Consider the following 12,686-nt stretch of genomic DNA (forward strand, 5'->3'; position numbering starts at 1 on the left):
AATATATCTATGATCTTTAATGCATCCAAAAGAAAATTATTCTATCGTCATAGAACGAAGTTTTGTTCTATAAGCTTCAAGCGCTATTGATTTAGAAATAAAACCATAATATTTTCCATCTCTTAAAACAGGCAGAAAAGCTGATTTTGAAGTTTCGAACTTCTTCATAACAATTTCCATACTATCCAGAGTTGAAATTGTTGCCAATGGCGCTTTCATAACATCTCTAATATGGGTGTATTTTACACGATAGGCATTGAAGATAATTTCGCGAATGTCATTAAAATGTACAACTCCAATTAAATCTTTGTCATGGTTGACAACGGCAAAAACAACTTGGTTGGAGTGAGAAATCAAATCGACTAATTTGCTTAAGTTTTCATCTGGATGAACGGTAAGATAATCGCACTGAATAATAGTGTCAATTTCTAAAGTAGAAAGAATATTAGAATCTTTATTGCTGGTAAAGGCATGTCCTTTTTTGGCTAAACCTTTTACGTCAAGCGAATACTTTTCGTAACGTTTAGAAATGGCAAAACTGATTGAAGAAACAATCATTAGAGGAATCATTAATCCGTAACCTCCTGTGATTTCTGCAATTAAGAAAATAGCTGTAAGCGGAGCATGAAATAAGCCACTCAAAATTCCAGCCATTCCAACCATTGTAAAGTTGCTGATAGGAAGTTTAGATAAGCCAATCAATGTAACCAATTTAGAAAAGAAATAGCCTAAATAAGATCCTAAAAATAGAGAAGGGGCAAAGTTTCCACCATTTCCACCGCTACCAATGGTTAATCCAGAAGCAAAAACTTTAACCATTGCTGTTGCTCCAACAAACAAAAGCAGAACCCATTGATTATTTCTAAAATCGGCAAACAAAGTATTATCTAATAAAAGTCCAGGATCTGCATCAGATAATGTTTTAATGCTTTCGTATCCTTCACCAAATAATGTCGGAAAAATAAAAATTAACAACGCCAATAGTGATGAACCGATTAGAGCTTTTTTGTATGGATTAATTTGCTGTTTGGCAAAATAATGTTCTACTTTTTGGAAATTTCTCGAGTAATAAATAGCAACTAATCCCGTAATAACGCCTAAAATAACGTAAAATGGGATATTGTGATAATCGAACGTTTCTTGTTTTTTGAAGCTCAATAAAATGCTTTCATCTAAAACAATCGCAGAAACCAAAGCGCCTGTAGCAGCAGAAATCATAATAGGAGTGAAGGCAGAAATACTAACATCTACCAATAAGACTTCAATCGCAAAAAGCACCCCAGCAATTGGAGCATTAAATGCAGCCGCAATTCCAGCCGCAACGCCACAGCCAATTAATAAAGTTCTGTCTTTGTATTGTAGCTTATAGTTTTGAGCAAAATTAGAACCAAAAGCGGCTCCTGTTATCACAATCGGACTCTCTAAACCAGCAGAACCACCTAAACCAACCGTTAACGAACTGGTAATAATCTGGGCATACATTTGCTTTTTCGGTATAATACTTGCTTTTTTTGCAACGGCATAAAGTATTTGTGAAGTTCCTTTTTGAATAGTTCCGTTAAGGACTTTTTTTACTACAAAAACCGTCAGCAATATACCAATAATAGGCAAAATACTGTTAATGAAACTCAATTTTAGAATTCCGTTAATGTATGTAGCGAAAGAAAAAACACTGTGTGCGAATGTTTTAAGGACAATTACTGCAAATGCACACGATATTCCTGTTAAAACACTAGATAAAAAAAGGAATTGTTTTGGTGTCATTAATGATTGAGCCAAAGCAATTATACTTTCAAGTCGTCTGAAATATTTTTTTATCATTCTGTTTTAAAATTATCGATCTTACAAAATTAGATTATAATCTTGTTTAAAAAAATATAAAATCAAGAAAGAATTAAAAACCAGAGGCTGCATCATCTCCTCTAAAATCTGCTCCACCTTCTAATCTATTGTCTGGCAAAATCAAAATAGCATCAACTTTTCCGATAATTGGAGTTGGTTTTTCGTTTATAATGTAATGCTTAGCTTTTAGAGTGTCTATAGTTTTAGTTTCAAAAGTATTTGGTTCAAAAGTAATTAAATCAGGCAGCCATTGATGATGAAAACGTGGAGCATTAACTGCTTCTTGCATGCTTAATTTGTATTCGTAAACGTTTAAAATAGTCTGTAAAACAGAAGTAATAATTGTCGATCCTCCTGGAGTTCCTACTACCATAAAAAGTTTTCCGTCTTTCTCTACAATTGTTGGTGTCATAGAACTTAACATACGTTTTTGTGGTGCAATGCTGTTAGCTTCATTTCCAACTAAACCAAACATATTTGGAGATCCAGGTTTAGCGCTGAAATCATCCATTTCATTATTCAAAAAGAAACCTAAATCGTCGCAATAGTACTTAGAACCATAACCATCATTTAAAGTTGTTGTAGCGGCAATTGCGTTTCCAAATTGGTCTACTATTGAATAATGTGTGGTTTCTGTACTTTCAGCATAATTAACTTTTCCTTCTTTTATTTCAGTAGATAAAGTCGCCTTTTCTGGATTAAAGCTTGCCATTCTTTCGCGAAGATAGTTTTCATCCAATAATTCTTTCATCGGAATTTTTACAAAATCGGGATCACCCAAAAAGTAGCTTCTGTCTGCATATGCTCTTCTTTCTGCTTCAACAATAACCTGAATTGCAGCTGGCGAATTGTGCCCCATTTTGGCTAAATCATAAGGTTCAAGCATTTTTAAAATTTGAGCCAAACAAATTCCACCACTACTTGGCGGAGCCATCGAAGTTATTTTTAAATCCTTGTAAGTAAACTGAAGTGGCTTTCTCCATATAGCTTCATACTTTGCTAAATCAGCCATGGTAATAATACCGCCTTTTTCTTTAAGATAATTGACTAGGATTTTTGCCGTTTCGCCTTTATAAAATTCATTTCTTCCTTTTTTCTGAATCCTTTTTAAAGTCTTTGCTAGTGCTGGATATTTTATAGTATCATTTTCTTTGTAAGTTTTTGATGCGGGAGAATCTTCTCCATTTATTTTTACAATGCTTTCATGATAATCTTTTAAACTTTTTTCTTGTTTTTTGGTAACGATAACCCCTCTTTCAGCTAAAGCAATTACAGGTTCTAGGATTTTAGAAATTGGCATGGTACCATATTTTTTATGAACTGCAAAAACCCCAGCAATAGTTCCCGGAACGCCAATTGCAAGCGCAGTTTGCGTACTTTTTCCTTTTATTACATTTCCTTCATTATCTAAAAACATGTCTTTTGTGGCTGCCAACGGAGCTTTTTCTCGATAATCTAAAGAACCAACTTCGCCATTTGCTTTTCGGTAAACCATAAATCCGCCGCCTCCAATGTTTCCTGCAAAAGGAAAAGCAACTGCAAGAGCTAATTCAGTTCCTACCATGGCATCAAAAGCGTTTCCGCCTCTTTTCATAATGTCAGCGCCAATTTTTGAAGCTTCTTCGCGAGCAGAAACTACCATTGCTTTTGTAACGACTAATCCGGTTGGTTTTGAAACGGCATCTTGCGCATTGGCACTATTTAGGTATAAAAGCGCTATTAAAAGTGTAATTTTTTTCATGTGTAATAAGGTTAAATGAGCTAGAGTGTAAGCAGTTTTTGTTTTGCTTGCGCTCTCATTTCTTCAAAGAAAAGAGTGAATTCTTTTTCAAATTCGTCGTAAAATTCAGTCAACTCTTCAACAGCAAACTGCATTTGAGAAATGTTTTTAGATCTTCTGTCCATTTGAGTTAAAATATGCTGAATTCCTTCAGTTGTACGATAACTTACAAGCCAGTTTCTTTCAATCATATAAGGCATTAAACCTTGTGTTCTTTCGGTTAAGATTTCGTAATTATCGTGTAAGGAATGATAAAATCGTTTTACGAAAAGTTCTAACTTTTCATCCGAATATTTTTCCCAGTTTTTGGCTAGAAAATGATCGTAAACAATATCTACAATTACGCCGGCATAATGATGATATCTGTCATGCAGACGTTTGGTGCTAGTTCTAAAAATATCGTGAGAATCGGTATAAGTGTCTATGAATCGATGCAGTAAAATTCCTTTTTGTACATCTTCAGGAAAATGCTCAAACTGTTTTCCGCGAATTCCGTCAGCCATAAAATTCCCAATTTTAATCAGATCATTTTCTCCAGAAAGGTATATGTGGGCTAAGAAATTCATTTTTTTTATAAGTTTCTAAGAATCTAAGTTTCTAAGATTCTGAGTTATTTTAGTAAATGTATAAAAACTTTTTTAAATCATTTTGTTATAAAAATAGCGAGATATAAGTAGTTTCTTATAGGTTAAATTTAAAATCTTAGAAACTTAGCGCCTTAGTAACTCAGTAACTTTTTTATATTTGTAAAAAAATAACCCTAACTCACAAAAATGACTTTAATAAAATCTATTTCTGGAATCCGTGGAACGATCGGAGGAAAAGTGGGAGATAATCTAACTCCTGTTGATGCAGTGAAATTTGCGTCGGCGTACGGAACTTTCTTAAAAAATAATATTGCTAAAGATAAATTGACTGTTGTAATTGGCCGTGATGCTAGAATTTCTGGACCAATGATTCATAATTTAGTAGTGAATACTTTAATTGGTCTTGGGATCGATGTTATCGATCTTGGACTTTCTACAACTCCAACTGTTGAAGTGGCTGTTCCGTTAGAAAAAGCAGATGGCGGAATTATTTTAACAGCATCTCACAATCCAAAACAATGGAATGCTTTAAAATTATTAAACGCAAAAGGAGAATTTTTAAGCGGTGCCGACGGAGCAAAAATTCTTGAAATTGCAGAAGCAGAAGCTTTCGATTTTTCTGATGTTGATAGTTTAGGTGAAGTGATTTCAAATGACGCTTATATGGATATTCATATCGATGAAGTTTTAAACTTGCCATTGGTTGATATAGAAGCGGTTAAAGAAGCTAAATTTAAAGTGGTTGTTGATGGTGTAAATTCATCTGGAGGAATTATTATTCCTAAACTGCTAAAATTAATGGGAGTTGAAGTAGTAGAGTTGTACTGCGAACCAAACGGACATTTTCCTCATAACCCAGAGCCATTAAAAGAACATTTAACTGATATTTCTGAGCTTGTTGTAAAAGAAAAAGCTGATTTTGGTATTGTAGTAGATCCAGATGTTGACCGTTTGGCTTTTATTAGCGAAGACGGAGAAATGTTTGGCGAAGAATATACTTTGGTAGCTTGCGCAGATTACGTTTTGAGTAAAACTCCAGGAAATACTGTTTCTAATATGTCATCTTCTCGTGCTTTAAGAGATGTTACGAAAGCACACGGCGGAAGTTATGAAGCAAGTGCAGTAGGAGAGGTGAATGTGGTAGAATTAATGAAGAAAAACAACGCTATTATAGGTGGTGAAGGAAACGGTGGAATTATCTATCCAGAATTGCACTATGGAAGAGACAGTCTAGTAGGAGTTGCTTTGTTTTTGACGCATTTAGCAAACAAAAAAATGCCAGTTTCTGCTTTGAGAGCTTCTTATCCAGAGTATTACATGAGCAAAAATAAGATTGAATTGACACCGCAAATTGATGTTGATGCAATTTTAACTCAAATGACTGAGAAATATAAAAACGAAGATATCTCGACAATTGATGGTGTAAAAATTGATTTTGCAACAGAATGGGTTCATTTAAGAAAATCAAACACAGAGCCAATTATTCGTATTTATACTGAAGCGCCTTCTCAAGATGCAGCAGATAAATTAGCACTAAGAATTATTGATGAAATCAAAGTGATCGCTGGAATCTAAGATTTCAGTTTTTAAATAGAAAAAAGCCTCTTTAGAAATTTCTAAAGAGGCTTTTTATATTTAGATTATTCAATACGGTGTTTCCATCTTTTGTGTGTCCACAAATAAAATTCTGGAGCCTCTAGAATTTGTTTTTCTACTTCTCTTAAATACATTTCTGTGATGTCAAAATTTTCAAATTCTTTCGGATCATCAGCAAGAGAAAGAAAAGTCGCTTCGTAAAATCCTCGTTTTACTTTTTTTACTTTCACCATTATGACAGCTAAATCGTATTTTTTTGCTAGCATTTCTGCTCCTGTATGAACTGGAACTTCAATTCCCATAAATTTCATCGAGTGAAAAATTCGATCCAGTTTTGGAGATTGATCGCTTGCTAAACCATATAAACTTAAAACTCCATCTCGCTGATGTTGCGCCATTGTTGGAATTGCTTTTCTGGTTTCGATCATTTCTGTATTGTATTTAGAACGGATTTTTCGAACCAATTTATCAAAATAAGGATTGGCTAATCTTTTGTAAACAGCAACACCCTGAAATCCAAGTTTTGGATTAATAGTCAAAAGCCATTCGTAACTAGCATAATGCGAAGCTACAAGAATTACGCTTTTTCCTTTTTTAGCATAATAGCGAACCAAATCAATATTGGTAACCTGAAATCTCCTTTCCATTTCTTCAGGAGACATGCTCATGGTTTTAATCATTTCTAAAAACATATCACACATATGCTTGTAGAATTTCTTTTCTATATCTTTTCTTTCAGCATCACTTAAGTGAGGTAAAGTAAGCGCAAGATTTTCGCGAACCACTTTTTTACGATAGCCGATTACTCTGTATACCAGAACGTAAACAAAATCTGAGAATAGATAAAATATAGGAAACGGAAGTATGGAGATAAGCCAAAGCAATGGATAGGCTAAAATATAAACAAGAAACTGCATCTAAATTTTTTTTACAAAGATAAATTAAAAATGATTATCGATTGATATTTTGCTTTCTTGCTAACTTATCTTTAAGAATGATTATATTTACAATTCACAATAATTAGTACTTATGAATTTTATTTTAATAGCGATTATCGTTGCGAACGTTGTTATTAGTTACAAAGGTTTTAATGATCTTTATTTTTTTAGAAAATACGAATTTCATGTAGGAAGCATTCGTTCTGGAGAGCAAATCAGAATGTTATCTTCAGGATTTTTGCATGTAGATATGATGCATTTAATTTTTAATATGCTGACTTTGTATTTTTTTGCTCCTGTAGTTTTAAACTGGCTTGGCAATTTTTCTTTTGTCTTGGTGTATTTTGGAAGTTTAATCTTCGGAAGTCTTCTTACCATGTTATTGCATAAAAACGATTATAGTTATCGAGCTGTTGGAGCTTCTGGCGCGGTGACTGGAGTTTTGTATTCAGCAATATTGCTGCAGCCAGATATGATGCTTGGAATATTTTTTGTCATTCCGATGCCAGCTTATATTTTTGGAATTTTGTATTTATTGTACTCCATTTATGGAATGAAAGCCAAAAATGATAATATTGGGCATACAGCACACTTTGGAGGTGCTATAGGCGGATATTTGATAACTTTAATTAAAATGCCATCACTATTTACAGACCACACAATGATGGTTATACTTCTCGCAATTCCAATTTTAATACTTTTTGGAATGGCAAAATTGGGAAAATTGTAATGGTGGCATAACTTTTGGGATGTCTTTTTTAAATATTAAAATTTAACAAAAATGAAAAAACTAGTATTATTTTTAACAATCATGTTTATGACTATGTCTTACGGCCAAGAAATCAAACAAGTACCTCTAATTAATGTTAATGGAGAAGGAAAAGTAAAAGTAGCACCTGATCAAGTTTGTATTTCAGCTTCTGTTGAAACAAAAGGGAATAATGCTAAAGACGTTAAAAAACAAAACGACGAAAAGATGGACGCTGTTTTAAAATTCATCAAAAAAATGAATATTCCAACAGCAGATTTCAAAACAAAACAAGTAGCTCTTAATCCGCAGTACGATTATGAGAAAAAGAAAACTTCTTACAATGCTGTACAAACTGTAGAAATTGTAGTGAAAGATTTAGCTAAATACGACGAGTTAATGGAAGGTTTGGTTCAGCAAGGAATCAATAGAATTGACAGAGTTTCTTTCGAATCATCTAAATTAACGCAATATGAGTCTGAAGCTAGAAAATTAGCTATGAAAGATGCTAAAACTAAAGCAGAAGAGTATGTGTCTGTTTTAGGGCAAAAAGTGGGTAAAGCTTTTACAATTTCTGATAATTCTCAAGTTTACCGTCCGCAACCAGTGTACGCTGCTATGAGAATGAAAGAAGCAGATTCAATGGGAGCTTCAAACGAAACTTTAGCAATTGGTGAAATCGAAATTACAGCAAATGTTAGCGTAAGTTTTGTATTAGACTAAATTTTTCTAAAATTCCAATATTAAAAAATCCAAATTCCAATTAAAACTGGAGTTTGGATTTTTTTTGTTTTAGGTTTTTGTAAAGAATTCACACAAAGCTTACTTTCCTAATGAGAATTATAATTTGGAATTTTGAGATGGTAATTTCATAATCTAAAAAACTTTTATTGGAAGAGTAAATTTGAATGTACTTCCTTTACCAAGTTCACTTTCTACCCAAATTTTTCCTTGATGTATATTTACAAACTCTTTACAGAGTAACAATCCGAGTCCGCTTCCTAGTTCATTTTCTGTTCCTTTTTGCAGTACTTTTCCATTGATTTTAAAAAGCTTTTCTTTTATACTGTCAGGAACTCCAATTCCATTATCCGTAATCGAAATTTCTACTTTTTGATTTGTCTTGATAAGCTTCACTTTTATCTCGCCGTTTTTGTCAGTAAATTTAATCGCATTGCTAAGTAAATTTCTCAAAATAGTACTAATCATATTTTTATCAAATTCTGCCTCAACAAGATAAGCCGATTCAAATGTAATATTGATGTTTTTATTTAAAGCGACATTTCTGCTCAGCTCAATATTTTCCTCAATTAAAGCGTTTAACAGCATGTTTTTAGGATGAAAAGTAATCATTCCGGTTTGAACCTTAGACCATTCTAATAGATTTTCAAGCAGCTTATAAATGTTTTTATTTGAGTCGTGCAACAGTTCTGATATTTCTTTGATTTCTTCTCGGCTGTACTGATCGATATTTTCGAGTAAAATTTCAGAGAGAGAAACAGAAGAACCCAATGGCCCTCTTAAATCATGAGAGATTATAGAGAAGAATTGGTTCTTGTCATTTAAAAGCTTTTTAATTTTATGATCTTGTTTTTCTTTCACCAAAAGCAAAAAGCCAACAATTCCAATTAAAGACAATAGAAATAAACAAATGCTGTATAAACTATCAAAAGTATCGTTAGAAATAATAAGATTTTGAGGGTACAAATGTCTGTGAACGGTCCGTATTGCAATTAGAATTTCAAAACCCATATAACACAAGACATAAAAAGTTTTGAAAAAGCTTTTTTCTTTTTCTGTAAAATAAGTTATTGTAGGCAATAAATAAATGGCAAAGACTCCAATACCGCCAATAATGACGCGAGTATTCATTGTTGCGTCAAAAAGTGTCGAAATATTAAATAGCAATATGGTTGCCGTGGTAATGGCTATCTGAAAACGATAATGTTTTTTTGCATGTGTTTTAATAAGAGACAGCATAGCCAACGTTTCAAAGCAACAAGCGCCTAAAATCATAGAATTGGCAATGTTAATAGAAGCAAAATCAGGGATAATATTTCGTAAAAGAGCCAATACCCATGCAAGAGTAAGTATTAATTTCCCTAAGCCGAACCACTTTAAAGTTTTTCTATTATCGCTAGTGGCATACGAAAATGAAAAACTAAAAATAAGGACGCAAGTAAATAAATTGCCCCAGAAGTAAAGTAGAAATATTGTTTTTGGATCTACTGGTAAGAGTTCAAACATTGTAGGGATTTTGCTTTTTGTAAATCGATTTTACAAAGATACAAATAAAGTAAACATTCAGACCAGAGTTGGCGCTTCATGAGCCGTGTTCTTGCATATTTAACAATTAGTTTTCTTTAGAATCTTTACTGTTTTTTTAAATTTACATATAGTTAAATTATTAAAAAGGAAAACAAATTAAAAGAAAGAATTAAATTACATATTGAATGATTTCTTAGCTTTGTAATAAGTACCACAAAAAACACTTTGTTATGCCATTAATTGAACAATCAGAATATAATTCTCCTTCTATTCTTAATCGAAACAGGCATATATCTACTATTTATGCTGCACTGATAAAAAAGTTTGAAGTTCCTGAATATACAAGAGAGAAGCAGGAATTAAACGACGGAGATTTTATCAATATCGATTATATTATTGATAACCCTAAAAAAGCAGTTATTTTATGTCATGGTTTAGAGGGTGACTCACGCAGAACATATAATAATAGTTGTGCAACTTATTTTAAGCAGAAAGGTTTTTCTGTTTTTGCTTGGAACAATCGTACTTGTGGCGGAGAAATGAATCGTCTTCCGAGATTGTATCATCACGGTGCAGTTGATGATCTTGACGAAGTAGTTCAGTTTGTTTTGAGAAAAGGATTTGAAGATATTTATTTAATCGGATATTCGATGGGAGGTGTTCAATTGCTTAATTATTTGGGTTGGACAAAAATCGACGAACGCATAAAAGCGGCAGTTTCTATTTCAGTTCCAACACATATCGCGACCAGTGCAGAAGTTCTTAAGCAAGGCTTTAATAGAGTTTATCTAAAGAATTTTACGATTGATATTAAAAAGAAACTGAAATACAAAGCGGCTCAATTTCCTGATTTTATCAACCGAGATCAAATAGATAAAATTACTTCTTTTGATGAAGTAGATCAATATTTTACTGCGCCATTACATGGTTTTGCAAGTAAAGACGATTATTATCATCGTGTTTCTCCAGAGTTTTCACTAAAAGATATTACGACACCAGTTTTAATTATTAATTCGCTTGACGATCCTTTTCTGGGAGAAAGATGTTATCCGAGATCTATTGCTAAGGATAGTGCTTATGTTTATCTGGAAACTCCAAAATATGGCGGACATTGTGCTTTTCCGCTTCGAGATTCTACGTATTCTTATGCAGAGAAAAGGGCTTTTGAGTTTTTTGAGTCCTGCAAACAATGCTAAAAAAAAATCGTATTTGTAACACATCATTCATCGCCAGAATTCTCAATCTCTGAAGGTGCTTTTTTTCTAATACTGGTACTTAGATAAAAAAATAATCTTATCGTATGATTCATATCGTATTGATATCCAGAGTATTTTTGTTGATATACATTCATGTAGCCAAAATCATAACTCCATTTTGGATTGATATTTTTTTTAATCCCTACAAAAAAACGATTTTGGTCAAAAGTGTTGTAAATAACTTCCTCTCCAAAATGCAGCAGAATCTCATCAGAAAGAACCATTTGTGGCCATGATTTTTTATCGGAAATTCGAAAAGTAAAACTCATCAGATAGCGAATTCTGTTGGTAAATCGCCAATCTCCGCTGGGTTTATCATTAACTATTTTTTCCTGCCAGCGCTGTTCATTCCGTAAGCGCTGCAGAATGCTTATATTTCCAAATTTTGTATTTAACTGCGCTTGCTGGTAAATTCTGTTTTCATCTGCAAAAGTACTCCAGTCTGGGTTTGACGGTGCCAGCCACATATGTGCATATCCTAAATTTAAAGAAATATTTGAATTTGGAATATAACTGATACCTCCTCTTATAAAATAAAAACTCGGATCGGCAACAAAATCATTTCGCCTAATATGAAAATCGCCAATCACACCCCAATGGTCTGCAAATTTGGTAACCGTATTTATAGAAACCCAAGTCTGAAGCTGTTGGTTAATTTCTTTTTTCTGAGTTTGCCCTAACGCACATAGAGGAAGCAGTGAAATTAGGACTCTGATAAAATTGTTTTTCATAGAGAATACGATAGAAATAAGTTAAAAAGTAAATTTCTTCTAAATCGGTCTAAGGCAATTATGGAAACAATTATAAAGAGTAAAGGTATTCTTTTTTGATGAGAACTTGAATTGTAACTTTAATATTTAAATTGTTTTATGTCAGATAATTAGGTGTTTTTTTATGTTTCATTTTTAATCGGCAACGTGTGCATTAATTTTATTTTTTAGATGTTAATCAAAATATTTAATCATTTGATTAAAAAAAGTGTTTAGCGTATTTAAAAATAATTTACATTTGCATATAAATCATTAAAAATGAATGCTTCAGTAAAAGATTCTACGACCGAAGAAAAAATTAAAATAGCGGCAAAAACTGTTTTTTATAAAAAAGGTTTTGCGGCTACAAGAACAAGAGATATTGCTGAAGAAGCAGGCTTGAATCTTGCTTTGCTGAACTATTATTTTAGAAGCAAGGCTAAACTTTTTGAGATTATAATGGCAGAAACCTTATCAGGTTTTGTAAACAGTATGAAAGTGATTTTGAATGATGAAAAAACTTCTTTAGAAGAAAAAGTAAAAGTTATTGCCGAACGATATATTGATTTTATTACTGCAGAACCAGAAATTCCAACTTTTATTCTCACAGAAGTTCGAAATAACCCAGAGGGACTTTTAAAAAGATTGCCAATCAAAGAAATTGTAAATGAATCTGTTTTTATTAAACAATTTCAAGAAGCTGTTCAAAATAAAAAAATAACAGAACCAAACCCGTTGCATTTTATGATGAATCTTATAGGATTGGTTGTTTTTCCATTTGTGGCAAAACCGATTGTTATGGGAAGCAGGAATTTGGATAGTGCCCAATTTCACGATTTAATGCAAGAGCGCAAGAAAAAAATCCCGATATGGATTACTATGATGTTTGCAGCGGTCTAATACTAACTAGAGTTAATTTATT

At 32.7% G+C, this 12,686-nt stretch carries 11 protein-coding genes; 5 read left to right on the forward strand and 6 right to left on the reverse strand.

What is annotated here, in order from left to right; translation table 11 throughout:
• Window positions 1-36: 36 nt before the first annotated feature.
• The 3 genes from AC1Q5Z_RS13055 to AC1Q5Z_RS13065 all read right to left on the reverse strand — a co-directional run bounded on the left by AC1Q5Z_RS13055 (window position 37) and on the right by AC1Q5Z_RS13065 (window position 4,188).
• Complete coding sequence (locus AC1Q5Z_RS13055; protein WP_198856242.1) at window positions 37-1,821, reverse strand: chloride channel protein; 1,785 nt, start codon at window positions 1,819-1,821, stop codon at window positions 37-39.
• A gap of 73 nt (window positions 1,822-1,894) precedes the next feature.
• Window positions 1,895-3,583 carry a gamma-glutamyltransferase gene (gene ggt, locus AC1Q5Z_RS13060; RefSeq protein ID WP_343584463.1) on the reverse strand — a complete coding sequence of 563 codons (1,689 nt, stop codon included), beginning with the start codon at window positions 3,581-3,583 and terminating at the stop codon, window positions 1,895-1,897.
• A gap of 20 nt (window positions 3,584-3,603) precedes the next feature.
• Window positions 3,604-4,188 (reverse strand): acyl carrier protein phosphodiesterase, encoded by a 585-nt coding sequence (locus tag AC1Q5Z_RS13065; protein WP_198856240.1) that lies wholly within the window; start codon window positions 4,186-4,188, stop codon window positions 3,604-3,606.
• 207 nt (window positions 4,189-4,395) lie between these two features.
• Here AC1Q5Z_RS13065 and glmM point away from each other — a divergent pair, with 207 nt between their 5' ends.
• Window positions 4,396-5,784 carry a phosphoglucosamine mutase gene (gene glmM, locus AC1Q5Z_RS13070; RefSeq protein WP_198856239.1) on the forward strand — a complete coding sequence of 463 codons (1,389 nt, stop codon included), beginning with the start codon at window positions 4,396-4,398 and terminating at the stop codon, window positions 5,782-5,784.
• Between the two features lie 65 nt (window positions 5,785-5,849).
• On the opposite strand, the gene AC1Q5Z_RS13075 is transcribed toward glmM, so the two are convergent.
• Complete coding sequence (locus tag AC1Q5Z_RS13075; protein ID WP_492445175.1) at window positions 5,850-6,722, reverse strand: lysophospholipid acyltransferase family protein; 873 nt, start codon at window positions 6,720-6,722, stop codon at window positions 5,850-5,852.
• Between the two features lie 112 nt (window positions 6,723-6,834).
• Between AC1Q5Z_RS13075 and AC1Q5Z_RS13080 the strand changes: the two genes are divergently transcribed.
• Both AC1Q5Z_RS13080 and AC1Q5Z_RS13085 read left to right on the forward strand, forming a co-directional pair.
• Window positions 6,835-7,473 (forward strand): rhomboid family intramembrane serine protease, encoded by a 639-nt coding sequence (locus AC1Q5Z_RS13080; RefSeq protein WP_198856237.1) that lies wholly within the window; start codon window positions 6,835-6,837, stop codon window positions 7,471-7,473.
• A 51-nt stretch (window positions 7,474-7,524) separates the two neighbouring features.
• Window positions 7,525-8,214 carry an SIMPL domain-containing protein gene (locus AC1Q5Z_RS13085; RefSeq protein WP_198856236.1) on the forward strand — a complete coding sequence of 230 codons (690 nt, stop codon included), beginning with the start codon at window positions 7,525-7,527 and terminating at the stop codon, window positions 8,212-8,214.
• Between the two features lie 153 nt (window positions 8,215-8,367).
• On the opposite strand, the gene AC1Q5Z_RS13090 is transcribed toward AC1Q5Z_RS13085, so the two are convergent.
• Window positions 8,368-9,738, reverse strand: coding sequence for a sensor histidine kinase (locus AC1Q5Z_RS13090; RefSeq protein ID WP_492445177.1), 1,371 nt, complete (start codon window positions 9,736-9,738; stop codon window positions 8,368-8,370).
• Between the two features lie 251 nt (window positions 9,739-9,989).
• Between AC1Q5Z_RS13090 and AC1Q5Z_RS13095 the strand changes: the two genes are divergently transcribed.
• Entirely contained in the window at window positions 9,990-10,955 is a 966-nt protein-coding gene (locus AC1Q5Z_RS13095) for a YheT family hydrolase (RefSeq protein ID WP_198856234.1), read from the forward strand.
• Window positions 10,956-10,978: 23 nt separating this feature from the next.
• Here AC1Q5Z_RS13095 and AC1Q5Z_RS13100 read toward each other — a convergent pair whose 3' ends face one another.
• Complete coding sequence (locus AC1Q5Z_RS13100) at window positions 10,979-11,746, reverse strand: DUF2490 domain-containing protein (RefSeq protein ID WP_492445179.1); 768 nt, start codon at window positions 11,744-11,746, stop codon at window positions 10,979-10,981.
• A gap of 297 nt (window positions 11,747-12,043) precedes the next feature.
• On the opposite strand from AC1Q5Z_RS13100, the gene AC1Q5Z_RS13105 reads away from it, so the two are divergent.
• Window positions 12,044-12,664: a TetR/AcrR family transcriptional regulator gene (locus AC1Q5Z_RS13105; protein WP_198856232.1), complete on the forward strand. Its 621-nt coding sequence runs from the start codon at window positions 12,044-12,046 to the stop codon at window positions 12,662-12,664.
• Window positions 12,665-12,686 lie beyond the last annotated feature (22 nt).

This window comes from Flavobacterium sp. GW823-FHT06G12 (assembly GCF_058794775.1).

Excerpts from the sequence above, each read along its gene's own strand:
- AC1Q5Z_RS13065 (WP_198856240.1), bottom strand. The coding sequence starts at position 4,188 with ATGAATTTCTTAGCCCACATATACCTTTCTGGAGAAAATGATCTGATT.
- AC1Q5Z_RS13100 (WP_492445179.1), bottom strand. The coding sequence starts at position 11,746 with ATGAAAAACAATTTTATCAGAGTCCTAATTTCACTGCTTCCTCTATGT.
- glmM (WP_198856239.1), top strand. The coding sequence starts at position 4,396 with ATGACTTTAATAAAATCTATTTCTGGAATCCGTGGAACGATCGGAGGA.
- AC1Q5Z_RS13095 (WP_198856234.1), top strand. The coding sequence starts at position 9,990 with ATGCCATTAATTGAACAATCAGAATATAATTCTCCTTCTATTCTTAAT.
- AC1Q5Z_RS13075 (WP_492445175.1), bottom strand. The coding sequence starts at position 6,722 with ATGCAGTTTCTTGTTTATATTTTAGCCTATCCATTGCTTTGGCTTATC.
- ggt (WP_343584463.1), bottom strand. The coding sequence starts at position 3,583 with ATGAAAAAAATTACACTTTTAATAGCGCTTTTATACCTAAATAGTGCC.
- AC1Q5Z_RS13105 (WP_198856232.1), top strand. The coding sequence starts at position 12,044 with ATGAATGCTTCAGTAAAAGATTCTACGACCGAAGAAAAAATTAAAATA.
- AC1Q5Z_RS13085 (WP_198856236.1), top strand. The coding sequence starts at position 7,525 with ATGAAAAAACTAGTATTATTTTTAACAATCATGTTTATGACTATGTCT.
- AC1Q5Z_RS13090 (WP_492445177.1), bottom strand. The coding sequence starts at position 9,738 with ATGTTTGAACTCTTACCAGTAGATCCAAAAACAATATTTCTACTTTAC.
- AC1Q5Z_RS13055 (WP_198856242.1), bottom strand. The coding sequence starts at position 1,821 with ATGATAAAAAAATATTTCAGACGACTTGAAAGTATAATTGCTTTGGCT.
- AC1Q5Z_RS13080 (WP_198856237.1), top strand. The coding sequence starts at position 6,835 with ATGAATTTTATTTTAATAGCGATTATCGTTGCGAACGTTGTTATTAGT.